Source organism: Oceanicoccus sp. KOV_DT_Chl (assembly GCF_900120175.1).
Lineage (GTDB): Bacteria > Pseudomonadota > Gammaproteobacteria > Pseudomonadales > Dasaniaceae > Oceanicoccus.
The window spans coordinates 380,348-405,356 of sequence record NZ_FQLF01000005.1 but is presented as its reverse complement, the minus strand read 5'-3'; the positions used below and the strand labels follow the sequence as shown (position 1 = coordinate 405,356).

Below are 25,009 nucleotides of genomic sequence, written 5' to 3'. Positions count from 1 at the left end.
TAGCTTTATCCTTTCAGTTTTGTCATGGGCTTAAATAAAAGGCTGTAACAGTGAAAGATGATTTAATCGAAAAAGAAATAGAGCAAGCTGCCGCAATTTATCAAATGATTGTGGAGTTTTTTGTCGCCTATAGTTTTCAAATTATCGGCGCTTTATTGATATTGTTAGTGGGTATCTTTGTTGCAAACAAAGTTAGTAACTGGGTGCTTGGATTGTTACGTAAAAGAGATTTTGATGTAACGCTAAGTAATTTTATTGCCTCGGCAGTGAAAATTGCCATTGTTGTTATGGTAGCCGTTATTGCCTTAGGTAAAGTCGGCATTAGTGTCACTCCTTTTCTGGCGGTTTTAGGTGCTTTGTCTTTAGGGGTCGGTTTGGCATTACAGGGTTTACTGTCAAATTATGGTGCGGGCTTAAATATTATTATTACCCGGCCTTTTGTAGTGGGAGATACCATCAGTGTTGAAGGTGTGGCAGGTCTGGTCGCCGAAGTGCATTTGGCGTTTACTATTTTAATTGATGAAGATGGCGTCCGAATAAGTATTCCGAATAAACATATTGTCGGTGAAATTATTCATAATTCCGCTGCCAGTACTTTAGCGGAAGTCACTATCGGAATTGCTTATCATGAAGATCCTGAGCGAGCGGTTAAGATTATTTATGACGCTATTACATCACTGGACATTAGTGCTGATAAGCCCCATCAGGTAGGTATTGAGAGTTTTGGTGATAGCAGTATCAATATCGGGATTCGGGCTTGGCTGCCTACCCAGCGTTATTATCAATCGCTCTATGCCATGAATCAGGCTGCTTTTACGGCACTGAAAACACAGGGTGTTACTATTCCATTCCCGCAGCGGGAAGTACGGATGTTGGGCGACAGTGGTAATGACTAAGGTTGTATTGGCTGAAAGGAGCGCGGGTTAGATGGTGAAATTATCCGTTGCTAGAAAGGCTTAGTAAATCGTACTTTTGTTTTTGCTTGCCATTACACTATAGTAGCTGTCGATAGGGCTCGGCTTTGCCGCCGATTGAATAATATGAATGGACGGATAGCGGTATTCGTAAACAGCTAAATGGATGCTAAATTCAGAAACCCCAGTGCTAACAGTCTATTGATCGTGGATGATCTGCGAGACTCGCAGATGATTCTCAAACGTATGCTGAACGCGCTCGGCTATGAAAAAATTGAAATAGTGGACTCCGCCGAGGCTGCATTGAAGCTACCTCAGTTTGATGATGGCGAAGGTTTTGACATTATTCTCTCTGATTACAATATGGGTGAGAGAATGAATGGTCAGCAGTTTTTGGAGGAGTTATACGCTCGCGACCTGATCGGGCGCCAGACCTTATTTCTGATGGCCACCGCTGAAACTTCCCGAGAAATGGTGTTGGGCGCACTGGAGTGCCGCCCCGATGATTATATTGCCAAGCCTTTTAACCAGGTCACCATAGAAAAAAAACTCAACCGCTTACTGAAAGAGAAGTCGCTGTTAAAGCCTGTGCTTGAGGCCGACGCCAAGGGTCAGCGAGAGCAGGCCGCCAGCCAATGCAAGGCCATTATCGACGGACAGGAATCGCCTAGTATCAAGCTGCTACGATTTTACGCCGATCTGCTTTTGAGTTATGGGGAGCTAGAGAAGGCGCATGGTGCCTATGACCGTTGTATGCCTTCTAACCCACCGGACTGGGCCCGCTATGGAATGGCGCAGGCACTGCATGGTTTGGGTCAGGAAGAACAGGCTGTGGAGATTTTGGAGTCGTTGGTGGATACCGCCACTACCGAAATGCAGGTCTACGATTTGTTAGCGGATATCCAGCTGAAACGACTGGCGCCAAGCCTGGCCCAGAAAGCACTGGAGCAGGGAGTTAGCTTGTCGCCCAATACCTATGCCCGGCAAAAGGTTTATTCCCAGTTGTGCCTGGATAATGGTGATACCGACAAAGCTGTACGTGCTTGTAAGCATGTTATCAAGCTGGGCCGATTTACCAGCAGAGCCAGTCAGGTCAGTATGGTGGAGTTGGCTCAGGCACAGATGGTCCACGCCCAGCAGCTAAATCGGCCGGAAGATAAGCGCAAAATAGTGGCTGAGGCAAATCGTCACCTTAAATCAGCACTTGAAGGGGATAATGTCGATGACTGGGTCCGTGTCAGCCAGTTCATTGGCCAAGCTATTGAGGCCAGAGAAAATGATCAGCGGCCGCAAGCGGATGAGTGCATAGACAAAGCCCGGCAGCTTATCAATGCCACGGTGAATTATCAGGAAGAAAACTTCACCATCACCCTCGGTTGCATCAAGGGCTTGTTGCAACTGAATGAAGTAAAAACCGCCAACCAGATTATTCGCAAACTGGGGGTGGTTTATGAAAATCAGGAAGCAGCAATTAACCGTATTGATAGGGTGTCATCCGAGCCCATCTCCGCCCAAGGGCGCGCCAGGTTGGCAAAGATCAACTCGGAAGGCGCAGCCCTGTACAAGTCTCGGGACTATAAAGGGTCGATGAAGATCTTCAATCAGGGGATTGAAGTTTTTCCCAATTGTTTGGAGTTCCACCTTAACTACGTGATGTCTGCTCTTGGGCATTTCGGTGAATATCCAGATGATATGGAAATTAAGGATATCTGCCGTCAGCGTCTTGATTTTGTTTCCAGTATCGATAGTGAGCGACATCACGCGGAGCGCGTGACTAAAATGCGCGGTCGGTTGAATTAGTCCATAACCGGTTCAGCTTCAGGGCTTTTTAAGGGGGTTGAAAGCAACAAGTATGGTTTAGTCTGACTTTGGTATCTATAAAAGTCAGACTAGTTTTGAATTGCTAGAATTGATAGCTAGGCTTCATTGTCGTGGTGGTGATCTTTATGCTTGTCTTTTTTGTGGTCACGCTTTTTTTCCATACGCTTGAATTTCTCCAGTTGTTCCGGTGTTAGCACCACTGACATTTTTTCTACTGTTGCTGCGTGTAAAGCTTCCATCGCTTTGCGGATCTCTTTGCGTTCTGCTTGCTGTTCATCCATGATGGATTTGACTTCCACTACCTGCTGTTCAGTGAGATCCAATTTCTTGGTTAATTTATGCAGCATCTTATCCTGACGATCGCCGGCAAGACCAGTAATGCTAAATAAGCTTAGTGCTAAACAAATGATAAGCGTTCTCATGATAATTCCTCTTGGTTGTAACGGCTTTGTTAGCCAGTGATATAACTATAACCAAACATTGTGCAAAAATTGTGGATGAAAGGTGCATTAAATAGGGCTTGATGACTTTTTTAGCAGGTCAAATTTGTAACCAGCACCGTACACCGAGTGGACAAATTCATAGTGAGGGAATTGCAGGTGGAGTTTTTTACGTAGCTTTTTGATATGGCTGTCGATAGTACGATCACTGACAATACGATGATCACTATAAATATTATCCATCAATTGATTGCGTGAGAAGATTTTCCCTGGTGTGTTGTAGAGCAATTTTAATAATTGAAATTCTACCTGGGTAAATTCAATGGTGTGTTGTTGAAAGCGAGCGATAACACGATCTGGATCGAGGCTGAATTCTGCGTTTGCCAGCTGCGTTGAGGGTTGGCTGCGGCGTAATATAGCTTTAACTCTGGCGACGACTTCTCGGGGACTAAAAGGTTTGCAGATATAATCATCAGCGCCAAGTTCTAGTCCGAGTAAACGATCAATTTCGTCTACTTTGGCAGTGATTATTAAGATAGGGGTATTGGAAAAGGCTCTGATTTCTTTGCATAGAGTTAGGCCATCTTTTCCTGGTAGCATTAGATCAAGCAAGATGGTGTCGGCTTGATGTTGTGTCAGCCAGTCAATAACTTTGTCACCGTGGTCGATAATGTGAGTATTAAAACCGGCTTGCATTAAATAATCCTGCATCAATGTCGCCAGTTTTCGTTCATCTTCAACAATGAGAATTTTCCCAGTGGTCGTTTCGTTCTTAGTCATCTTCCGAACGCTCCGGCTCAATAGGTAGCTGTACTGTGATTTTTAAACCGCCAAGCTCAGAGTGTTCAGCCCTGATTGTGCCGTCATGGGCGGCAACAATTTGTTGGCAAATCGCTAGACCTAGTCCAGAGCCACCGGTATCCCGGTTGCGGGAGCTTTCAACGCGGTAAAGGTGATCAAATAATTGTTGCAATGCGTCATCGGGCACTCCGGGCGCGGAGTCTTCAATAATGATGAAGTAAAAATCTTTATCGCTGTTAAGCGTAATATTAACCACGCCTTGTTCAGGGTCAGTATATTTCTGGCTGTTGGCTAATAAGTTATTGAGCAATTGTTGCAAGCGGTCGCTATCGGCCCAGACAGGTGCCTTGGTTATTGCTGTTTGCAGGGTCAATTGCAGCCCTTGATGACTAAACAGTGCTTGCTGGGAATTCACGGTCAATTGCAGTAATTCGGCAAGATCGACAGAGGTTTTCTGGTAGCGCAGACTGCCTAAATCAGCATTGCTCAGTTGGTATAGGTCATCCACCAGTTTGGCCAGGTGCAGTACCTCTTGTTGGGCAGATTGAATATTCTGGATACTGACGGGGCGCACGCCGTCCAGCATAGCTTCCAGTTCGCCGCGCAGTATAGCGAGTGGTGTGCGCAACTCATGTGAGGTGTTAGCCAGCCAGCGTTTACGATTGCTCTCCGTGGCTTGTAAGGTATTGGCAAGCTGTTTGAAGTCTCTTGCCAGTTCCCCTAGTTCGTCTTTACGCTGGGTATCAAGCGTTAATTGATAACGGCCCTGAGTTAAGTCCAGTGCCCCAGCGGCTAGTTTTTTAATCGGCCTCACAAAGTGGCGGCTTAGGGGTAGTGCAATCATAATCGACACTAACAGTACCGCAATGCTGATAACGAGCAGTGCTTGGGTTTGTTTTTCAATAAATCGTAATTCAAAGCCGTCGGTGATGTGTCGGCGCTGCGGTAGTATTAGCCAGCCGACAGTTTGGCCGGAGGATTGAATAGCTATGCGGGTGGTTTTATGCTCGGTAACTTCATTTCCAGCGACTAATTGCTGGTTGCTATCAAGTAGTGCAATGCCGCGTCGAGGTTTTTGATCGGGGTCGGGCGGCGGGAAAAAATGGCGTAGCTTTTTGTCACGCAGGATTGGCAAAAAAGCGTGCCTTAGTAGCTTGGGGTTATCGCGAACGGTTTGCCAGTCACCTTGTTGTTGATAGAGCTTGGCCAGAGAATTGACTGCGGGTTGCAGCTCCTCAATCATTTGAGTATTGACGTATTCCAGCATGCCCCGGTCTATGCTGCGCTGAAAAAACGCGAACATAATAACCACCACTAAGCAGCTGCTAAGTACCAGTACCAGTAATAATTTATTGTGAATACGCAAGAATAAAACCCGCTTCGAGCCTAGGCTGAGTAAGTACAGCTTTGAATCCTATCCTCCTATCCTAAGCCAGTACAATAGTTTCCAGGTATTTCCACAATGTTTACACATTGTTACAGCTATAGTGTGGTGAAAAAGTTGGATAAATATTATAGTTTTAGTGGATGTTAGTCCTGCTGGCGCCAGGCTTCAAAGCCGCCATCCATACTATAGACTTCGGCAAAACCTTGCTCGAATAAAAATTGCGCTGCGTTTTGGCTGCTATTGCCGTGGTAACAATAGACCAGTACGGGGGTCGATTTTTCAGTGCTGGCAATAAACTGATTAACGCTGCTATTGTCGAGCAAAATAGCCTGGTCGATATGGCCGTTGTGATAGGACTGGCCATCACGCACATCAACAATAGCAATGTCGCCTTGTGCGATAAGTTGCTTTGCCTGAGTGGTAGATATGCGTTGAAAATTACCCATGGTGTTTCCTGTAAAGTGGAGCCTGTGTGCGTTGGTGCCACTATACGTTACTGATATGATGTGGCCAACCTGAAATTATTGAGTGGTAATATCCACAGCATCTAAAACTACAACCACGGTATAACTTTGAGCGTGACAAAATCAAAAAAACGGTTAGTAAAGGCCAGTGGTCGCCGTGGAGCTAGCAGTCGCTGGGTATTTCGCCTGTTGATACTGGTCGCGTTAACAGGCGTTATCAGTGGCTGCGAAACAGCTGCCTATTATTCGCAGGCAGCGCAGGGACAGTGGTCAATTTGGTGGCAGCGTCAAAAAGTTAATGAACTGTTGCATGCGGATGACACCAGCCCTCAATTAAAGCAGCAACTGTTACAAGTTCAGCAGTATCGTCAGTTTGCTTCCGAGCAATTAGGCTTACCTGATAATAATAGTTATCGTTACTACGCGGACACCGAGCGGGACTATGTCGTTTGGAATGTGTTTGCCGCCAGTCCTTTTTCCATCGAGCCTTTGCAGTGGTGTTTTCCTATCGCCGGTTGTGTGAGCTACCGTGGATATTTTTCTGAGCAGAAAGCGCTTGATTACGCGCAACAATTACAACAGCAAGGTTATGAAACTTATGTGGGTGGTGTGTCGGCATATTCCACCTTGGGTTGGTTTGACGATCCCCTACTAAATACGTTTATCTACCGCAAACCGTTGCGTTTGGCGGGATTAATTTTTCATGAGCTGGCTCATCAGCAGGTTTATGTAGGAGGCGATACGGTTTTTAATGAAAGTTTTGCTACCGCAGTTGAATTGGCAGGTATTGAACGTTGGGTACAACAGCAGCGGTTGGACCCGCTACAGGTAGCCAGTTACCAGCAGCAGCGGTTAATGCAGGCCGATTTTGTTGAGATGCTATTAGCTTTTCGGCAACAGCTAGAGCAGTTATATGCTGAGCCAGTCAGTGAGCAGCAAAAACAACAACGTAAGCAGCAGCTGTTCAGCGAGAGCTTGCCAATCCGCTACCAGCACTTTAAGCAGCGCTGGCATCACACTACCGCCTTTGATAGCTGGATGCAGCAGCCGGTGAATAATGCACGACTAGTCACGGTGGCTAGTTATCATCAATGGGTACCGGCATTTCAGCAGTTATTACTTGAGCAGGGTAGCGAGATGGGCCTTTTTTATCAGCAGGTGGCGCTGCTGGCTCGCCTGGAAAAAAAACAGCGGCAAGCACAGTTGCTGGTGCTACAAAATCGACGTCATAGTCTATCCCCGTGATAGTTATTAGTGTGAGAGTTAGTCAGCTGAAGCTAGAGGTACTTGGTTCATGTTCTGCTACACTTTAGGCTTAGTGGGTGGTTACATTCCAAGGCTAAGCAATGACAAGAATAATGACTAATTCGGGATTGGCAATTGAAGCAATTTGAAGATTTGAAATTAATGCCGGGGGCATCAGTACAATTGGTTGTAGTCGGTAACGATCAACAAAATTATAGTCTTGATACGGTTTATATTGGTTCCTTGGCCTTGCATTCTTTGCTGGTGGCAATGCCCTCTCCTCACCTGGAAGTGCAATGGCGTAGCGGCATGCGTTTGGCAATGACAGTGATCATGCCCACCGGGGTGGCGACGTTAAGTAGCCGCATAGATGCGATAGGTGAGCGCCCCTATAGTTATATTCATTTGTCTTATCCACAAGAGGTGGTTTTTCGCGAAGTCCGCGGTGCGGCTAGAGTTAAAGTTGAATTGCCAGCTAAAGTGGCTAAAGTCGATGAGGGTGATGACAGTTCAGGCTTTCAGTCCCGGGTGTTGGATATAAGTGTGTCAGGTTTGAAGTTGGCTACGGATACCAATATTGGCCGTGTCGGTGATGAATTGACGATCCATATCACCATGTATTTTGCTGGAATCGAGCGCGAGTTAAGTTTGCCAGCGGTGATCCGGGCGCGTTTGGCTAATGCAAATAATGAAGATCAAACCTATGCCAATGTTTATGGTGTACAGTTTTTACCTTTGCCGGATGAGCAGCGTATTTTATTACATGCTTTTGTCCTTAATGGCTTGCAAGCGGGTAGCTGTGCAACCGTATAACTAGAGAGTGAATAGTGTGTTTGAGTTAAAATCACGACCGCGTAGCTTTGCTTATGCCTTTTCAGGATTGTCGGCGCTAGTGCGAACTCAGGCCAATGCTCGTATTCATATTGTCGCCACTGTTGTGGTGTTAGCCTTGGCATATTATTTACATCTACAACGTTGGGAATGGGTGGCAATAGTATTTGCTATCGCTGGAGTGTGGACTACAGAAGCGCTGAATACTGCGGTAGAAGCGTTAGCTGACGCTTGTCATCCTGAAAAGCACCCATTAATCAAGTTGGCAAAAGATGTTGCCGCGGCAGCAGTGTTGATATTTTCTTTAGCGGCAATGGTAGTGGCGGTGATAGTTTTTTATCCCTATCTATTCGGACTGCAGAGTTAATTTTATCGTTATTGTGTTGAAAGTTAGTTTTTTATTTTAGGGTTAAAAGTGATTATGCGTTTTAAAGAGCTTGATTTGTCCGTTGGCAAAAAAATGACCATGCGTATGGTTGGCTTGGATTATAAAAACATAAAATCGATGTGCAGTTGCTCGGTTTTAATGAAGGAAAAAATTTGTTGGTTACGGTGTTGTCGAAACCAGGGCAAGTTTTATTGCAGGCGGGTCAGGCGGTCAGTCTAGAGGCGCCTATGGCTAAAGGAAGTGTGCAATTTGAAACGGCTATTGAGCATATTCATGAGTCGCCCTTTTTATATTTGGTGTTGGATTATCCGTTAGGAGTTAATTTTTCCCGGTTGCGTCAACACGAGCGTATTCCGGTCGATACCCCGGTTGAGCTGACCGGACATACTGCATTGGGTATGAATACCAGCTCGATTAATGGTTTTATGCTGGATGTGAGTGTCACTGGAGCCAAAATTGTATTGGAAAAAGAAATTACCAGCATGGTTACAACGATGACAGTGGGGGTGATGCTATCAGCACAGGGGTTGGAGCGGGATATGGAATTAACCGCTGAACTGCGTAATAAAACTGAGCCCTCAGAGGCTTATCCTGAATGCGGTTTTGCCTACGGTATCGAATTTATTAATCAAGATGAAATCAATGCTTTGTTTTTGCATGCGTTTTGTTTGCAGGAAGTCATCCGTGGCAGGGCGCTATTAGTCAAAGCCTAATAGTCTATTAGACGTTGACTGTTATTTTTTATGTTGCTTGCGCGAGTTTCTTGCCCGTTAAATTATCATAAAACTTTGCTATATCATCCAACACCATATACAGGCAGGGCACTAGCAACAGGGTAATCACAGTAGAAAAAATGATACCGAAGCCCAAAGACACCGCCATGGGTAATACCTGTTTAGCTTGTAAGCTAGTCTCCATTAGCATCGGCAGTAACCCGGAAAAGGTAGTGAGCGAGGTAATCAATATTGCCCGAAATCGTTTGGCTCCGGAATTCACTATCGCTTCAAACTTGTCAGTGCCGTCAGCAGTGCTCTTATTAACAAAATCAACCATTATTAAACTGTCGTTTACTACTACGCCCGATAGTGCAATAACACCAAAGAAGGACATCATGTCGAATGGAATGCCGATAAAAATATGGCCGATAATAGCGCCAATAATGCCAAAAGGAATAACACCCATAATAATGATAGGTTGCAGATACGATTTTAACGGTATTGCCAGTAAAGCGTAGATACCAAATAATGCTATGAAAAACCCATTAAACATACTACCTAAAAGTTTTGCTGCCTCTTCACTTTCACCGTCTAATTTATAACTCAAGCCGGGGTAGCGGTTTTTAGCTTGGGGCATAAAGTTTTGCACAATATCCTCTGTGATCGCAGAAGGTTCGCTGAGGGCTTTATTAAGCTGTGAGGTGACTTTGATCGCCCGCTCGCTGTTGATGCGTGTGGTTTTGTTATAGCCAGGTGCAACGGTAATTTCGGCAACTGAGGTGAAGGGTAGTTCGTCACCACTGGGTGTGCGGATATACATGTTTTCCAAATTGGCCACAGTATCCCGATCTTCTTGTGGATAGCGCACCATCACCTTAATTTCATTAATTCCTCGCTGTAATCGCTGTGCTTCGGCGCCGTAAAACGCATGTCGAACCTGTGTGCCTAAATCTTCCAGCGTGATTCCCAACGCTTCGGCACCTGGTTTTATTGATAATTTTATTTCATCCTGCACGGCGCTGGCGCTGCTGCGTATATCATAAGTGCCTTCATAGGTAGCGAGTTGTTGTTCCAGCTCCTCGGCAATAATTTTTAATTGCTCAAGGTCGCTGCCAATTAATTTAAATCCCAAAGCAGGGCCGCCCATATCTTCCATATTACTGATGGACAGTACTTTAGCACCGGGAATATCGCCGACCTTTTCCCGCCAGCGTTTTGCTATCTCATTGCTGTCTATGCTGCGTACTTCTGATTTGGTCAGCTCCATCATCGAACTGGTGAAACGGCCGTCGCGGCCCCATGAAAAAATATGATTCACCAGTCCAATGTCAGTATTGTTTTCCGCCTTATACTCAGCATCTATTTCATACAGCGAATTGCTGATGTGCTTGTGAGCTGCCAGCGTTTGGTGATCCGGTGTACCTTCAACCATTTCCAGGTCGGTGCGTAAAAAATCCCCGGGGATGGCGGGCATTAATACATAGCGGACGACGCCGCCAGTCACCAGACCCGCGACCAATATCAACATGGAAACAAAAATTGCCATAGTGGTGTAACGGTTGCGTATACACTTCATCAAAAAAGGCATGTATTTTTTTTCAATAAAATAATTTAGTTTGCGATTATTATTCTCTGGAATAGCATTGAGTTTATTCCATGTTTTTCCTTGCAGGGGACGGCTGTGGGCAAGGTGAGCGGGTAAAATCCATTTAGACTCAATGAGGGAAAATATCAAGCAAAGAATTACCACCCAGCCAAGTGCTGCAGGAAATGGGGCTAAAATTCCTTCAGTAAATATGGTAGGCATAAAAGCGACAATTGTAGTCAGCACGCCAAAGGTGGCTGGGGTGGCTACCCGCTTTACGCCTTCAATAACATTATTGACGCTGTGACCTTTTTCTTCTGTAGCACGATACGCGCTTTCGCCAATGATGATGGCATCATCAACGACGATGCCAAGAATCAGTAAAAATCCAAACAGGCTGATCATATTTAATGTTACATCGATAAATTCTAGCGGCATCAGGATAAAGGTACCGAGGAAACAAACGGGCAAGCCTGCCATTACCCAAAAGGCTAGTTTTATATCCAGAAAAAGAGCAAGTACTAAGAAAACCAGAAAGGCACCCAGCACCAGATTTTTTAGCATCATCCCCAGACGCCCTTCAAGATAATAGGTGATGTCGGCCCAGTACTCGATATGAAGGCCGGGAGGGAGAGTTTTTTGTTTTGCTTTGACATAAGCCTTTGCGGCACGCGAGACTTCAAGAGCATCTTGATCGCCGACTGCGTATACGGTGAGGTTTATACTGAATTGATTATCGAACATGGCGAAACCCTGGGCCTCGACAAAACCATCGTTAATGGTGGCGATGTCACCCAGCGTTAAGCGGGTACCGTCCGGGTAGGTGATTAAAACAACTTGTTCAAAATCATATTGCTGATAGGCCTGGCCAGTAGTTCGCAGCATGATTTCGCCAGTGCTGGTTTTAACTGCACCGCCGGGTAAATCCAAAGATGAGCGGCGGATGGTCTGGGCAATTTGCGCCAGAGTTAAATTGTATTTACGCAAAGTGATTTCGGGGACTTCGATGGTGATTTCATAGTCTCGTGCACCAAAAATATCGATGTAGGCAATATTCGGGTCGGACAGTAATTCGTTTTTTACCGATTCGGCAAAATTTTTCAGCCCTTTTTCATCCATATTGCCATACACCTGCAAGTTAATCGCATGGCTTTTAAAACGCAGGTGTTTGATGATGGGTTTCTCTGCTTGCTCAGGGAAACTGCTGATAGCGTCGACAGCAGATTTTACTTCGTCCAGTACCGTCAGTACGTCATAGTCTTCATAAACCGTAATAGCTAGGTTGGCTATAGACTCTTGCGAAGTGGCTTCGACCTTTTTGATAGATTCGATATCTTTTAATGCTTCTTCAATTCTAAAGACAATACCTTGTTCTACCTCTTCCGGTGCGGCGCCGGGATATATCATGTTGATGGTAATAATGTTGGTTTCGATTTTGGGATCAAGGGTTTTTTGAACATTGAATGCAGCTGTTGCGCCTACTGCAAAAATAACGATCATTAACAGGTTGGCCGCCACCGGGTTTTTTGCAAACCAGGCAATAATACCTTTGTGCTCGACAGTGTTTGCTGTGACTTCGTCGTTAGTGCTCATGCTGCTTGATCCTTATGTGCTGTTTTAGGATCTAAAGGTTGAGCTTGATCTGGTGCTGGCGCTATTTCTAAACCGTTCTCCTGATTGGCAGGAACGTCTTCAGGAATTGGAGGAATGCTGGGTTGGTGGTCAGTAGGAGTGGTTTCAGCAATACGAACCTGAGTCCCGGGCACTGCGGCACTAATTGTTGAAAGGCAAACCAACTCGCCTTCATCCAGACCGCTAGTAATATAAATATTTGATCCTTCGGTGCGCAGCACGCTCACTTGACGATTTTGCAGGCGCTGCTGTTGATCAATCACCCATAGTTGGTTACCTGCACGTAAAATGTGTCGAGGCAGTGCGATTAAATCATTGATCACTCGGCCTTCGATGTTGACGTCAACAAAGGTGCCGATGCGCAGTGCTTGTGCTCTTGGTTGTTGTAAACCATAGGGGTCTTCTATTTCAGCAACGGCAAATAACACCCGGCTGCGTTCATCAAAAATACCTTCGGTGCGCACAATGTTACCCTGCCAGTGGTGGCGACTACCGCCAATGTCTGCAGTTAAATCTACCTTGGGTTGTAAGGTGTTTTCTGGATCAGAAATCGATGGCAGCTCTAAATAGTTTAATTTACTTTCCGGTAGAGCCAGTCGTAATTCCGCGACATCGATAGCAAATGTTTCTGCAACTGTAGTGCCGACATTGATGTATTGACCAATATCAACCATTTTGCTTTTTATTAAACCGGTGTACGGCGCACGGATAGTCGTGCGGTCAAGTTGGTCTCTGGCAGTATCTAAATCGGCTAATGCCGAAGCCAGTTTCGCTTCTGCATCTTCCAGCTGCGGTTTACGCAATGCCAAATCAGTTGCTGCCTGGCTGCGTTTAACGGAGCTTTTATATTTCATCCAGTCCTGATAGGCGACTTCGGCAATCCCTTGTTCTGAGGCGAGATTTGAACGGGCGCTAGCAACAGCGGCTTCAGCCCGTTTTAAATCGGCCTTGTAGTCGCGTTGATCGATACGTAGCAACATATCGCCTTCATTAAAAAAACCGCCGCTTTTAAATGCTTCACTAACTTTAATCACTCGTCCGGACACTTCAGCCACTAACGTAGTTTGTGTGCGCGGCGTCACCGCACCCTGTGCCCGGACTGAGATACGGATATCCTGTTTTACTGTTTTGGCAGCATTGACTAATAAGGGTTGGATGTTTATCTCAGCGTGTTTAGGAGCGGGACGGCTGAGATAAAAGCCAAAGGCGATTAAGCTCGCAATCACAATAATCAAAATAGGGCGTAAAGCTTGTCCGTAATGGGCGGGCACTTTTGTTTCCTTTGCTAGTGGAGAGGGTTTAACTTTCTTAGATGCTAGATGCTAGATGCTAGATGCTAGATGCTAGATGCTAGATGCTGGCTTAGCCGAAAAGTTCTACAGCATACTGGGCAATTTTATAGCATAGCGCTGTAATGACGACATTAACGGCGGATTAATTATCAATGTTGTGCTTATTCTTTAATGTTTTTTACTTGTAAGATTAGCGGACTAATGAGGCGGATGTCTTATTTGCCTGAGCTTTAATCACTGTTGAAGTAGATTAAAGCCCATGCACAAAATGTTAACCGCGTTTTTCTATAAGGAATTTCTTATGCGTAATGTGAGTAGTGAAACTAGCAGTCAATATTTGAACCTGGAGCACGGCCGTGTGCGCTACTACGATGCAGGGGCTGGCCCAGTGCTACTGTTGTTACACGGCTCCGGCCCAGGTGTCACTGGTTGGGCAAATTATCAGGGCAATCTGGATTTCTTTGCTCGTCATTTTCGCTGTTTGATAGTTGATTTTCCCGGCTATGGAGAAAGTGACCCACTGGAAGGACCGCCGATTGAAGCTTGTATCAAGCAGGTGATGGCAGTGCTGGAAAAATTATCGATTGAGCGTGCCCATATCATCGGAAATTCATTGGGAGGCATTGTCGCTTCGCATATTGCGGCACGCTTTCCGGAAAAAGTGCATCGTTTAGTGAGTATCGGTGGTGTTGGCTTGAATATTTTTTCAGCGTTTCCAGGTGAAGGTTTAAATTTATTAACGGCCTTTGCAGAAGATCCTACCCGCGAGCGGATAGAGCAGTGGCTGCGTTCAATGGTCTATGATCAGGCATTGGTTACAGATGCGCTAATTGATCAGCGTTATCAGCAAGCGACGGATCCGATGACGTTGGCGACCACCCGTAAAATATACTCCCGTGAAGCGATAGGCGAAATTGCCTCTTTTCGGCGATCGCCTGCGGGTATAGAGTCCTATGCTTATTTGGCCGCTATCCAGGCGCCGACCCTCATCGTGTGGGGCCGGGATGATCGCGTCAGCCCGATGGATATTGCGTTGTTGCCGATGAGAATAATCCCTAATTGTGAGCTACATATATTTCCTGATTGTGGCCACTGGGCAATGATTGAATGCAAGCAGTCATTTGAAAGGGTGGTAAGTGCTTTTTTATTGTCGGAACCCCAGTAGATTATCAAGCCTAGCCTTTTTAGGTGTGGTTAACCCTGGGCAGGTTGAGTAATTTGGGCGTATAAGAAAAAACAGCGTAATACATTAATAAGAGGTTCAGTTATGTTGCTACAAGATAAAGTGGTTATTGTGTCCGGTATTGGACCGGGGCTGGGTATTGAGTTGGCGGTACAAGCTGCCGCTCAAGGCGCCAAATTAGTGGTGGCGGCACGCACCGCGTCAAAGTTGGACGATGCTGAAAAGGCGGTTGCCGCATTGGGTTTGAATACTGAACTGATAAAGGTTCCCACTGATATTAGTGATCGCGAGCAGTGTAAAAATCTGGTGTCGCAGGCAGTTGCCAAATATGGTCGCGTCGATGCGTTAATTAATAGCGCCTATAACCCGGGTAGTTTTGAGCCCATTGAAAGAGCCAATCTGGATGGTTGGCGAGCGGCATTGGATGTCAATTTATTTGGCACCATGAATTTAACATTGGAAGCCATCCCGCAAATGAAAGAACAGGGTGGGGGTGCCATTGTTATGGTGAATACCATGGTGACGCGACAGCCTTTGGCGACACAAGGCGGCTATGGTGCCTCCAAGGCCGCCTTAAGTAGTGCCACAGCACATTTAGCTACGGAATTGGGTCAGTATAATATCCGCGTTAACTCCACTTATATGGGCTGGATGTGGGGCCCTCCGGTAGAAGGCTATTTCGATATGATGGCTAAACATACTGGCGCCGATAAGCAGGCGATGATTGCCGATGTGGAGAAAAATATTCCGCTAGGCAAAATTCCCGATGACGCTGACTGCGCTAAAGCGGTTATCTTTTTGGCATCGGATTATGCCTGTGCGATTACCGGTGCGCAGTTGGATGTGAATGGTGGCGAACATATGCCCCATTAATTGCTGGTGCAGTATCCCTGTCTGGCGCTGAAGCAGCTTAGCTGACTCTTTATGCGCGCTTCTATAAGGTACATAAAGAGTCGGAAAGCACCGTTAACGTTTCAGCACTGAGAAGACTGTCTATCGTCACTCTTCTTTAGAGGCAGCCATTTAAATGCAGCTGCATAGATAAACGTCTGATTATTATTTGCTAAAGGGTTGGCCGATCGCTGCCGACTCTGGCCCTTCAAAACGCATTGCCGTCTGGGCGATGGAAATACTAAATAATGGCTTTTTGGGTAATCCCAGTGCGCGCAGTTCTTTTGCCAAAGGGTGCGTTTCTCCAATTTCCGGCATCTCGCCACCGAGAGAAAAAGTAACCCCGCTGCCGGAGTTGCTGCCGTAGGTTTTCCAGGCTTTACCTTCGCGAATCGCCAGCGATGGTGCCCGCATCTCTTTGGAGGCACCAGTGCCACCGGCTTTAGCTGCGAGTGCATAGACCAGCTCGCCTTCATCGATAAAGCGGCCTGTTGCGCGTTTCGCTTCAAACTCAATATCCACACGTGATACCCATTTGGGAAAGCCCCAAATATAACGGCCCGCATGGGTGGTATATTCCTGATCGACGGGCATCCGGTAGACAAAGTTACCCAAGGTTCCTGCTCCCATTTGTTTGAGTGTGCCGAAGAAGGGAAAAGGCTTTTTCTGGCCGGGAGTCAGCACCGGAAAAATAATCGCGCCTTCGTTATAGTCCCCCAGATCATTCTTGCGGTAATCGACAAAGAGCAATTGCAGGATGGCCTTGCCCGGGAACAATTCCACCACTTGAAAGCCGCTATCAGCGATCATTGACTGAGCGACTTTGGCATCGACTAAAAAAGCATTCATTAGCATGGAGGCCTCAGCGACCACCACCGGAAAATCAACCGCTTGTCCATCAATCAGGTAGTTATGGTCATCTATCTTTTTACAGACGTCTGCAGTAAAGCGCTCGCGCGCAACGCCGTCCACCTCACTGGCAATAGCGGGTTCATCAAATACAGCACCAGTTACTTTCATAGAGTTAGCCTGAGTAGCAATTAAAGGATTTGCTTTATAGCGCAAGCAACGCGGTCTGTGTCATTAGTTAAACGAATGGTAATTTGTCAGCTCCCTGCTAGCCCACTTTCTTCACGTTGGCATCCTTCTTGCTGATTACCTTGTAACAGCGCTTTTTGGGTTCAAATAGGCCGATATAGTGCTAAAAGCGGCAAGGCTTTTCCCATGCTTGCCGGATGGTTACTAGCAACAAGCTCGAATGAGTGGAGAACAGAATGGATAAAGCGATTTATGTAGCGATGACCGCGGGCCAGCAGATTATGGCCAATCAGGCGATTCACGCTAATAACCTTGCTAATGCCAATACCACCGGTTTTCAGGCTGATTTTGCCCAGGCTAGGGCAATGGGCGTCTATTACGGTGATGGTTACAGTACCCGTGCTTATAGCATGACCGAAACACCTGGTACCGATTACAACCGTGGCTCGTTAAACCAGACGGGCCGGGATTTGGACTTGGCCGTCGAAGGCGATGGTTGGATAGCAGTATTGGCCCCAGATGGTAGCGAGGCATTTACTCGTGCCGGGGATTTAAAACTGGACCCAGTGGCCAGTTGCTGACCGGCAACAACTTGCCGGTATTGGGTAATGGTGGCCCGATTGCGTTGCCTCCTTCAGACAAAGTGACGCTGGGAGCTGATGGCACGATCACTATTCAGCCTTCAGGCCAGCCGGCGGATGTGCTGTCTACAGTGGACCGGATTAAGTTGGTGAAACCTGATTATCAGGACCTGGTGAAGGGTGTGGATGGTTTGGTACGTCGCAAAGACGGCGAAGAACAAGTGCCGGATGCCAGTATTCGTTTACAGTCCGGTTTTTTGGAAAACAGCAACACCAATCCGGTTGATGAGCTCACCACGATCATGGCCCTGGCGCGTCAATTTGAAGTCAATGTGAAATTGATGAAAGTCATTGAGGACAATTCCAGCGCCGCTACACAAATTTTGCGCAGCAACTAATTATCGTTAGAACAGACTTGAAACAAGTCAGAGGTATTTATGAATCAATCATTATGGATCAGTAAGACCGGTTTAAGCGCTCAGGATACGCGCTTGGCTACGATTTCTAACAATCTGGCCAATGCGGCGACGGTAGGTTACAAGCGCGACAGTGTGGTGTTTGAAGATCTGCTGTATCAAATCCGTCGTCAACCAGGTGCGCAATCGTCACAGAATACCCAGCTGCCTTCTGGTTTGCAGGTAGGTACGGGTGTGCGGGTAATCGGTACCCAGAAAGAATTTTCTCCCGGTAGCGTTGAGATTACTGAAAAGCCGTTGGATTTAGCCATCGTTGGTCGCGGCTTTTTTGAAATCCTGTTACCCGATGGCAGTTCGGCTTATACCCGTAATGGACAATTCCAGATTAATGCAGACGGTCAGGTGGTAACTGCAAGAGGTATGGTGTTGCAACCAGCAATTACTGTCCCTGAAGACGCACAAAGCATCTCTATCAGTTCTGACGGTATTGTTGAGGCGACCGTAGCCAATAGCCCGGCAGCGCAAAACTTAGGGCAATTAACGGTAACTAATTTTGTTAATCCCACCGGTTTGCAGGCGATTGGTTCCAACATGTACACCGAAACTGCTGCCAGTGGTACGCCACAGCAAGGCCAGCCAGGTAATCAAGGTTTAGGGAGTATTGAGCAGGGCTCGCTGGAAAATTCCAATGTCGACGTAGTGGAAGAGTTGGTTAGCATGATCACTACTCAGCGTACCTATGAAATGAATTCAAAAGTCATTTCTACCGCCGATCAAATGCTGCAATACATTTCGCAGAATTTATAAACCGAATTAGGTTACTGACTATGAATATAGGCAAGCAAAACGGTTTCGTGAAAGTGGCAGCAGTCTTGATGTTATTACAGGGTTGCACCATTGGTCCCCAGCCAGTACCCGATGATCCACGTTATGCACCAGTCATTCCTGCGTCAACGGAAATCCCGTCGCCTAATCTTGGCGGTATCTATCGTCCTGGTTTTTCTGTGTCGTTGTTTGAAGATCGTCGAGCTACCAGAGTTGGCGATGTGATTTCGGTAATTTTAAGTGAGCGCACTCAGTCTAGCAAAACAGCGGATACCGAAATCACCAAGGAAAATTCGATCTCTATAGATGCTGGCACGATAATGGGAGTGACACCCAGTATGGGTAATTACAACCTGGCGACAGCGGTGGAACAGGATCGTGAGCTTACCGGCGAAGCTGCAAGCGACCAGAGTAATAGCTTGAACGGTAGTATCGCTGTGACGGTTGCCGAGATATTGCCTAACGGTTTGATGATGGTGCGCGGTGAGAAATGGATGACCTTGAATCGTGGTGAAGAGTTTATTCGCATCTCTGGGCTGGTGAGACCGGAAGATATTCAGCCTGACAATACGATTTTGTCTACCCGTTTAGCGGATGCCAGAATAACCTATAGCGGTACCGGTGAGTTGGCTGATTCCAATAAGCAGGGTTGGGCATCGCGATTCTTTAATAGTGAATACTGGCCGTTTTAATTCAGCTTGATTGCGTGTTTTAAGCAACGTCATTGAAGCCTACGAAGTAAAGAGAAATATTATGTTGTTAACAAGTCTTCGAAAAAAGAATCATCTAATTGCCAAAGCCTTGATGGTATTAATGGCGTTTTGGACCACTATGTATTCTGCTCAGGCCGATCGCTTGAAGGATTTGGCGTCTATTGCAGGAGTGCGTGATAACCCCTTAATTGGTTACGGTTTAGTGGTGGGTCTGGATGGCACGGGTGATCAGACAACACAAACGCCTTTTACTACGCAAGCGTTTCGTTCAATGTTGCAACAATTAGGTATAGCGCTACCAGAAGGGCAGTCGTTTCAATTGAAAAATGTCGCTGCGGTTACTATTCATGCGGTATTACCTGCTTTTTCCAAGCCCGGTCAAAATATTGATGTGCAGGTGTCTTCAATCGGCAACTCAAAAAGCTTGCGCGGTGGCAGCTTGTTAATGTCGCCACTTAAGGGCGCTGACGGGCAAGTTTATGCCATTGCCCAGGGTGAATTGATTGTCGGTGGTTTTGGTGCCGATGGTGCAGACGGTTCAAGCGTCACAGTAAATATCCCCAGTGCCGGGCGTATTCCCAATGGTGCCATTGTAGAGCGGGCGATTGCGAATAGTTTCTCTGCGGGTTCGCATTTAACGTTGAATCTAAATCGTTCCGACTTCACTACCGCCCGTCGTGTTGCCGAAAGTATTAATGAGTTATTAGGTCCCGATGTAGCAAGAGCATCGGATGCCACATCTATCCATGTAACTGCCCCGCGCGATGCCAACCAACGCGTAGCATTTGTATCACTATTGGAAAATGTGCATGTGGATCCCGGTAAAGCGCCAGCGCGAGTAGTGATTAACTCGCGAACCGGCACCATTGTTGTGGGTGAGCATGTACGGGTGCGTTCCGGCGCGGTTACCCACGGTAGTTTGACCGTGACGATTACGAATAGCAGTCAGGTTAGTCAGCCCAATGCATTGGCTGGCGGTCGTACGGTTGTGGTACCGCAGTCGGATGTCAGTGTCACCGAAGAAAACAGCCGTATGTTTGCCTTGGAGGAAACCACCACGCTGGATGAATTGGTACGTGCAGTGAATGAAGTGGGCGCGGCACCAGGTGATTTGATGGCCATTCTGGAAGCGCTGAAACAAGCCGGTGCTTTACAAGCCGAACTGATAGTTATTTAACGGATAGCAACCGAATGATGAATTCATCCAGCCAGGTATCGACTTACGCTACTAGTGCAGCCGCCAACTATGGCGCACAGGCTAGCGATTCCTATACTGATTTATCCAGCCTGAATGCGATTCGTGATTTGGGGAGAGAAAATAAAAATCAGGCATTAGAGCAAGTTGCCAAACAGTTCGAGTCAATGATGACGCGGATGATGATGAAAAGTATGCGTTCGGCTAATGAAGTATTTGCGGAAGGTAATTATTTGTCCAGCCACGAAGGCGATATGTATCAGGAAATGTTTGACGATCAAATGGCACTGTCTTTATCGCAGGGACGAGGTTTGGGTATTGCTGAGGTAATGGTACGACAGTTAAAAGGACGATTCGGTGAGAGTGATAAATCGTTAAAGAGTGCCGGGTTAAATCAGTATTTGGCTAATCGCCATACTGCTAAAGCCGATGTGGTGGGTTTAACTACCGCCAAAGCTGAAGCGCAAGAAACAAATCAACAGCTGGCTAAGAATGCCAGCAAGCCAATGCTGTTCGATGGCAGCAGCGAAAAATTCATTGAATACCTGTATCCGATGGCCGAAAAAGCGGCGAAAAAATTAGGCGTAGAACCTGAGTTTTTATTGGCGCAAGCGGCACTGGAAACCGGTTGGGGTAAAAAGGTTACTGGGTTGGGCGAGAAAACCAGTTTTAATTTTTTCAATATTAAAGCGGATCAACGTTGGCAGGGTAGTACTGTTACTGTGCCTACACTGGAAATTAAGAATGGTGTGGCGGTAAAAGAGATCGCAGCATTTCGCGCTTACTCATCACCCGAGCAGAGTTTCAATGACTATGCAGAATTTATTAGTCAAAGCCCGCGCTATCAGCAGGCGTTGCAGGCGGAAAATTCTGAGCAGTATATCCAGTCATTAGAAGCGGCGGGTTACGCGACAGACCCGAATTACAGTGAAAAAATCATTCGCATTATTAACAGCACAGATTTTACTGCCGCAGGTAATGTAAATAAGCCTGCGCAATTAGCAATGGTTGGCGAATAAACCAGTTTTTTAGCATACACGCGTAAGGCGTTTTAGGTATTTGATATGGGTTTGTTGGGTATTGGCCTTAGTGGTCTAAGTAATAGTCAGACAGCATTACAGGTGACGGGTAACAACATCGCCAATGCTGATTTGCCCAGTTATAGCCGCCAGCGAGTTGAGGTGGAAACCTTACCCGAGCAGTTGCGTGGTCCGGGTTTTATCGGGTCGGGGAGTATCGTTTCTGATATCACTCGCGTAGTCGATCAATTTCTGGTTACGCAGGTACGATTAGATACTGCCAGTTTCAATAGTCTGGATATTTTTAACACCAATATTGATCAGGTGGATTCATTGCTAGCAGATGAATTTAGTGGTTTGGGGCCTGCTATCAGTAATTTTTTTGCGGCTATTGAAGCCAGTGCACAGGATCCTACGTCGGAACCATCGCGACAGGTCGTATTGGCTGAAGCAGATGGTTTAGCGCAGCGAATAAATACCCTAACAAGCCGATTGTTACAGCAGTCTGATTTAGTCAATGCTCAGATGAGTTCATTGACGACACAGGTTTCCACCTTGTCTGGTGGTATCGCCGCATTAAACGTTAAAATTGCGGATGAAATAGGTCGCTCGGGCGGTGGTCAGCCTAATCAATTATTGGATCAACGCGATGAATTACTGCGGCAACTTGCTGAACTGGTCTCGGTAACCACCGTGCAAAATGGCAATTCATTGGATGTCTTTATCGGCAATGGCCAGCCCTTGGTCATTGGTGGCGACGCCTCGATGCTGGGGGTTGAAGTTGCGCCTAATGAGTTAGGCAATAATGATATTACCTTTGTTGATCAGAATGGCGTGACGCAGGTTATTACTAGTTTTATCAGCGGCGGAAAATTAGGTGGTTTGTTAGAGTTTCGCGATGATGTAATCAGCGATGTAGTGAATTCGTTAGGGCGTTTATCCATAGGTTTGGCTGATAGCCTGAATCAGCAGAACAGTTTGGGGGTGGATCTGGATGGCAACATCGGCGGTGATATTTTTCGCGATATTAATGCGGGTGAAATCCCTGGGCAGCGTGTACTTACAGACTCTAATAATTCCGATCCTTCCAATCAATCTGTCATTGCGACTATCGCTGATATTACCCAGTTAACCACTAGCGATTATCAATTAAATGTGATTGATAATAACGCTGACGGCGTGCTTGATTACCAGATAACCAGAAAAAGTGATAATGCTGTGACTGTGGTTAATGGTGTGGCTTTAGCCTTACCTACAGATACGCAAAGCTTCACCGTTGATGGCGTGACTATTACAATTGATGGCAGCACCCAATCGGCTTTAGCCAATAATGATCGCTTTTATATCAGGCCAACACGTAGTGGTGGTTTGGATATGGCGGTTGAAATGACCCGTGTGCAGGAATTGGCCTACGCGGCGCCTATCGTAACCGATGCGGCTTCCGGTAATGTCGGTAGTGGGTTGATTACGCCAGGTGTTATGTTGGAAATTGTTGATGATGCAGGTACAGATTTTGCGCCGGCTAACCCATTGTATTCGGCTCCAGGTATATTAGCTTCGCCGTTGTTAATTCGATTTACTTCGGCGACTGATTACACTATGTATGAAGCGTCGGACCCGTCAGCACCAGAAGTTTTATTTTCCGGTACTATTATCCCGGGGCAAAATAATAATTTATTTTCCAATAGTTTAACCGATACCACTATTCCTAATCGGTATCTCGGTTTTCAGGCCGCCATTAGTGGTATTCCACAGGCTGGTGATGAATTTACAATAGAATTTAATGCCAATGGTTCCTCGGATAACCGCAATGCAGTAGCCTTGGGGGCGGTTCGTAAGGCTGACATCCTTGACGGTGGTTCAACTAATTTTGAAAATTCCTATGGCAGTTTGATTGAGGAGGTGGGTACCCGGTCTGCGCAAGCGGATGTAGCGCGTGATGCCGCACAATCATTATTATTACAATCGCAAGCAAGTCGGGATTCGATGTCCGGGGTTAATTTGGATGAAGAAGCAGCGAATTTAATTAAGTTTGAGCAGTCCTATAATGCATCGGCACAGATTATCAGCATTGCCCGGCAAATCTTCGATACACTGTTAGGTATATTGAGATGATGGTCGGCAGAGGGTTATCAGCATGGCGGTAAGATTTTCTTTCCTGCAAGGTTTTAATAGTAGCTTGAATGGGATTTTGCGGGCGCAAAAGCAAACCTTTGAAACCCAGCAGCAAGTTTCCAGTGGTCGCCGCATTGTTACGCCTGCAGATGACCCGGTGGCATCTGCGCGGATTATTCAAATCAACCAGGAGTTGTCGCAACTGAATCAGTACATCACTAATGCCGATGCAGTTGAAAACCGTTTGGCACTGGCGGAGAATCAGATTCAGCAAGTTTCAAATTTATTAGTCAGAGTTCGGGAGTTGGCGATACAGGGTGGTGGTTTAGCTTTGACTCAAAGTGACCGTCAGGGTATCGCTGCAGAACTGGATACCCGCTTAGAGGAATTAGTGGATTTGGCCAATACCCGGGACGTGAATGGTGAATATATTTTTGCGGGGTTTCAAGGCTCGGTTAAGCCCTTTGAGCGAACTGATGCTGGTGAATTTATCTATAACGGCGATGATGGTCAACGTAAGGTTCAGATTGCCAGTTCCACCACTATTCCGATCAGTGACAGCGGTAAATCTATATTTGTGGATATTGAATCCGCTCAGAAACTCATCGTGCCGACTGTTGAAGCGAGAAACACGGGTAACGCTTTTATCAGTACCAGCAGCATTGATGTCACGATCGATCCTGCGGATGATTTGAATAATTACGAGCGCAACGCCTACCCGGATGATTTTATCGTCATTTACGATGATGATGCTGCAGGGTTGCCACCTGCGCCGTTCTACACAATATATACTCGTGCCGATCAACTGGATAACGGTACTTTAGATACGCCATTAGCGACAATATTGGATACCGGCAGTCCCATGGTTATTGACGCTAACGCGATTGATGGTGCGCCTGCCAGCCCTGATATTACTAACTTAGGTTGGTCGATTACGATTAATGGCTCGCCTGCTACTGGTGATCGGTTTTACGTGGGCTCAACCGAAAAACAAAGTGTTCTGACAACAGTGGGTAAGCTATCTGAAGGGATGAAAAACTTAACCGATTCAGTAGCTGATGAGTTGATATTGGATCGATTATTTAGTGATACTCTGATTAATCTGGATCATGCTGAAGCGAGAATGTCTGAAATCAAGGCGCAAATCGGTGCTCGGCAAAACACTTTGGACAGCGTGCGCACCTTGCATGAAGGTGTGGAGCAGGTAAATCAGGAAGTACTGTCAGAAATACGCGATCTGGATTATGCTGAAGCCTTGAGCAGACTAACCCTTGAAACATTCACGCTCGAGGCAGCGCAACAGAGTTTTGCTAAAATAAGTACTTTGTCGTTGTTTAATTTCCTCCGCTAATATTCGGACTGGTAAAATATTTTATGATCACAAAGTTACTCAGCAAGCTTAAATCGTCCCTCCAAGAGAAGGACTTTATTGAAGCAAAAAAAATAAAAAAAGATTGATACACGGCCGCAACAAGCAGAAGTTTATCTTGATGTTGCCAAGTTTTCAGCAGATGCAG

The 25,009-nt window shown here is 46.3% G+C and carries 21 protein-coding genes and 1 pseudogene; 15 read left to right on the top strand and 7 right to left on the bottom strand.

Annotated elements, in window-relative coordinates; genetic code table 11:
* The first annotated feature begins 50 nt into the window (after positions 1 to 50).
* Complete coding sequence (locus tag UNITIG_RS19210; RefSeq protein WP_235015513.1) at positions 51 to 896, top strand: mechanosensitive ion channel family protein; 846 nt, start codon at positions 51 to 53, stop codon at positions 894 to 896.
* Between the two features lie 180 nt (positions 897 to 1,076).
* Positions 1,077 to 2,714, top strand: coding sequence for a response regulator (locus tag UNITIG_RS19205; RefSeq protein WP_101759959.1), 1,638 nt, complete (start codon positions 1,077 to 1,079; stop codon positions 2,712 to 2,714).
* A 116-nt stretch (positions 2,715 to 2,830) separates the two neighbouring features.
* On the opposite strand, the gene UNITIG_RS19200 is transcribed toward UNITIG_RS19205, so the two are convergent.
* The 4 genes from UNITIG_RS19200 to glpE all read right to left on the bottom strand — a co-directional run bounded on the left by UNITIG_RS19200 (position 2,831) and on the right by glpE (position 5,809).
* A complete protein-coding gene (locus tag UNITIG_RS19200) occupies positions 2,831 to 3,157 on the bottom strand; it encodes a Spy/CpxP family protein refolding chaperone (protein ID WP_101759958.1) in 327 nt (108 codons plus the stop codon).
* Positions 3,158 to 3,244: 87 nt separating this feature from the next.
* Positions 3,245 to 3,955, bottom strand: coding sequence for a response regulator (locus UNITIG_RS19195; protein WP_101759957.1), 711 nt, complete (start codon positions 3,953 to 3,955; stop codon positions 3,245 to 3,247).
* On the bottom strand, positions 3,948 to 5,342 hold the full coding sequence (locus tag UNITIG_RS19190) for an ATP-binding protein (protein ID WP_101759956.1): 1,395 nt from the start codon (positions 5,340 to 5,342) through the stop codon (positions 3,948 to 3,950). The genes UNITIG_RS19195 and UNITIG_RS19190 overlap by 8 nt, the downstream gene beginning before the upstream one ends.
* A gap of 164 nt (positions 5,343 to 5,506) precedes the next feature.
* Positions 5,507 to 5,809: a thiosulfate sulfurtransferase GlpE gene (gene glpE, locus UNITIG_RS19185; RefSeq protein WP_101759955.1), complete on the bottom strand. Its 303-nt coding sequence runs from the start codon at positions 5,807 to 5,809 to the stop codon at positions 5,507 to 5,509.
* 132 nt (positions 5,810 to 5,941) lie between these two features.
* Here glpE and UNITIG_RS19180 point away from each other — a divergent pair, with 132 nt between their 5' ends.
* The 4 genes from UNITIG_RS19180 to UNITIG_RS19165 all read left to right on the top strand — a co-directional run bounded on the left by UNITIG_RS19180 (position 5,942) and on the right by UNITIG_RS19165 (position 9,004).
* Positions 5,942 to 7,072, top strand: a complete 1,131-nt coding sequence (locus UNITIG_RS19180; protein ID WP_235015554.1) for an aminopeptidase — start codon at positions 5,942 to 5,944, stop codon at positions 7,070 to 7,072.
* A gap of 135 nt (positions 7,073 to 7,207) precedes the next feature.
* Positions 7,208 to 7,885 (top strand): flagellar brake protein, encoded by a 678-nt coding sequence (locus UNITIG_RS19175; RefSeq protein WP_101759953.1) that lies wholly within the window; start codon positions 7,208 to 7,210, stop codon positions 7,883 to 7,885.
* Positions 7,886 to 7,901: 16 nt separating this feature from the next.
* Complete coding sequence (locus UNITIG_RS19170) at positions 7,902 to 8,270, top strand: diacylglycerol kinase family protein (RefSeq protein ID WP_101760334.1); 369 nt, start codon at positions 7,902 to 7,904, stop codon at positions 8,268 to 8,270.
* Between the two features lie 140 nt (positions 8,271 to 8,410).
* Positions 8,411 to 9,004, top strand: coding sequence for a PilZ domain-containing protein (locus tag UNITIG_RS19165; RefSeq protein ID WP_101759952.1), 594 nt, complete (start codon positions 8,411 to 8,413; stop codon positions 9,002 to 9,004).
* Positions 9,005 to 9,032: 28 nt separating this feature from the next.
* Here the strand turns inward: UNITIG_RS19165 and UNITIG_RS19160 are convergent, their stop codons facing one another.
* A complete protein-coding gene (locus UNITIG_RS19160; protein ID WP_101759951.1) occupies positions 9,033 to 12,185 on the bottom strand; it encodes an efflux RND transporter permease subunit in 3,153 nt (1,050 codons plus the stop codon).
* On the bottom strand, positions 12,182 to 13,495 hold the full coding sequence (locus tag UNITIG_RS19155; protein ID WP_101759950.1) for an efflux RND transporter periplasmic adaptor subunit: 1,314 nt from the start codon (positions 13,493 to 13,495) through the stop codon (positions 12,182 to 12,184). Before UNITIG_RS19155 ends, UNITIG_RS19160 begins: the two co-directional genes overlap by 4 nt.
* 322 nt (positions 13,496 to 13,817) lie before the next feature.
* On the opposite strand from UNITIG_RS19155, the gene UNITIG_RS19150 reads away from it, so the two are divergent.
* Together UNITIG_RS19150 and UNITIG_RS19145 are read left to right on the top strand one after the other, a co-directional pair.
* A complete protein-coding gene (locus UNITIG_RS19150; protein ID WP_101759949.1) occupies positions 13,818 to 14,681 on the top strand; it encodes an alpha/beta fold hydrolase in 864 nt (287 codons plus the stop codon).
* A 102-nt stretch (positions 14,682 to 14,783) separates the two neighbouring features.
* On the top strand, positions 14,784 to 15,572 hold the full coding sequence (locus UNITIG_RS19145; RefSeq protein WP_101759948.1) for an SDR family oxidoreductase: 789 nt from the start codon (positions 14,784 to 14,786) through the stop codon (positions 15,570 to 15,572).
* Between the two features lie 183 nt (positions 15,573 to 15,755).
* Here UNITIG_RS19145 and UNITIG_RS19140 read toward each other — a convergent pair whose 3' ends face one another.
* Positions 15,756 to 16,610 carry an acetoacetate decarboxylase family protein gene (locus UNITIG_RS19140; RefSeq protein WP_101759947.1) on the bottom strand — a complete coding sequence of 285 codons (855 nt, stop codon included), beginning with the start codon at positions 16,608 to 16,610 and terminating at the stop codon, positions 15,756 to 15,758.
* A 254-nt stretch (positions 16,611 to 16,864) separates the two neighbouring features.
* Here UNITIG_RS19140 and UNITIG_RS25775 point away from each other — a divergent pair.
* The 7 genes and pseudogenes from UNITIG_RS25775 to flgL all read left to right on the top strand — a co-directional run bounded on the left by UNITIG_RS25775 (position 16,865) and on the right by flgL (position 24,843).
* Positions 16,865 to 17,607, top strand: a pseudogene (locus UNITIG_RS25775) (flagellar basal body rod protein FlgF).
* Positions 17,608 to 17,646: 39 nt separating this feature from the next.
* Positions 17,647 to 18,432, top strand: a complete 786-nt coding sequence (gene flgG, locus UNITIG_RS19130; protein ID WP_101759946.1) for a flagellar basal-body rod protein FlgG — start codon at positions 17,647 to 17,649, stop codon at positions 18,430 to 18,432.
* A 20-nt stretch (positions 18,433 to 18,452) separates the two neighbouring features.
* Positions 18,453 to 19,142 carry a flagellar basal body L-ring protein FlgH gene (gene flgH, locus UNITIG_RS19125; RefSeq protein ID WP_101759945.1) on the top strand — a complete coding sequence of 230 codons (690 nt, stop codon included), beginning with the start codon at positions 18,453 to 18,455 and terminating at the stop codon, positions 19,140 to 19,142.
* Between the two features lie 112 nt (positions 19,143 to 19,254).
* Entirely contained in the window at positions 19,255 to 20,340 is a 1,086-nt protein-coding gene (locus UNITIG_RS19120; RefSeq protein ID WP_235015553.1) for a flagellar basal body P-ring protein FlgI, read from the top strand.
* 14 nt (positions 20,341 to 20,354) lie between these two features.
* Positions 20,355 to 21,377, top strand: coding sequence for a flagellar assembly peptidoglycan hydrolase FlgJ (flgJ, locus tag UNITIG_RS19115; protein WP_200821383.1), 1,023 nt, complete (start codon positions 20,355 to 20,357; stop codon positions 21,375 to 21,377).
* A gap of 45 nt (positions 21,378 to 21,422) precedes the next feature.
* Entirely contained in the window at positions 21,423 to 23,492 is a 2,070-nt protein-coding gene (gene flgK, locus UNITIG_RS19110; protein WP_101759942.1) for a flagellar hook-associated protein FlgK, read from the top strand.
* A 22-nt stretch (positions 23,493 to 23,514) separates the two neighbouring features.
* Positions 23,515 to 24,843, top strand: coding sequence for a flagellar hook-associated protein FlgL (gene flgL / locus UNITIG_RS19105; RefSeq protein WP_101759941.1), 1,329 nt, complete (start codon positions 23,515 to 23,517; stop codon positions 24,841 to 24,843).
* Positions 24,844 to 25,009: the final 166 nt, after the last annotated feature.

Excerpts from the sequence above, each read along its gene's own strand:
- UNITIG_RS19205 (WP_101759959.1), top strand. The coding sequence starts at position 1,077 with ATGGATGCTAAATTCAGAAACCCCAGTGCTAACAGTCTATTGATCGTG.
- flgH (WP_101759945.1), top strand. The coding sequence starts at position 18,453 with ATGAATATAGGCAAGCAAAACGGTTTCGTGAAAGTGGCAGCAGTCTTG.
- UNITIG_RS19145 (WP_101759948.1), top strand. The coding sequence starts at position 14,784 with ATGTTGCTACAAGATAAAGTGGTTATTGTGTCCGGTATTGGACCGGGG.
- flgG (WP_101759946.1), top strand. The coding sequence starts at position 17,647 with ATGAATCAATCATTATGGATCAGTAAGACCGGTTTAAGCGCTCAGGAT.
- UNITIG_RS19160 (WP_101759951.1), bottom strand. The coding sequence starts at position 12,185 with ATGAGCACTAACGACGAAGTCACAGCAAACACTGTCGAGCACAAAGGT.
- UNITIG_RS19150 (WP_101759949.1), top strand. The coding sequence starts at position 13,818 with ATGCGTAATGTGAGTAGTGAAACTAGCAGTCAATATTTGAACCTGGAG.
- UNITIG_RS19195 (WP_101759957.1), bottom strand. The coding sequence starts at position 3,955 with ATGACTAAGAACGAAACGACCACTGGGAAAATTCTCATTGTTGAAGAT.
- UNITIG_RS19200 (WP_101759958.1), bottom strand. The coding sequence starts at position 3,157 with ATGAGAACGCTTATCATTTGTTTAGCACTAAGCTTATTTAGCATTACT.
- glpE (WP_101759955.1), bottom strand. The coding sequence starts at position 5,809 with ATGGGTAATTTTCAACGCATATCTACCACTCAGGCAAAGCAACTTATC.
- UNITIG_RS19120 (WP_235015553.1), top strand. The coding sequence starts at position 19,255 with ATGGTATTAATGGCGTTTTGGACCACTATGTATTCTGCTCAGGCCGAT.
- UNITIG_RS19140 (WP_101759947.1), bottom strand. The coding sequence starts at position 16,610 with ATGAAAGTAACTGGTGCTGTATTTGATGAACCCGCTATTGCCAGTGAG.
- flgJ (WP_200821383.1), top strand. The coding sequence starts at position 20,355 with ATGATGAATTCATCCAGCCAGGTATCGACTTACGCTACTAGTGCAGCC.
- flgK (WP_101759942.1), top strand. The coding sequence starts at position 21,423 with ATGGGTTTGTTGGGTATTGGCCTTAGTGGTCTAAGTAATAGTCAGACA.
- flgL (WP_101759941.1), top strand. The coding sequence starts at position 23,515 with ATGGCGGTAAGATTTTCTTTCCTGCAAGGTTTTAATAGTAGCTTGAAT.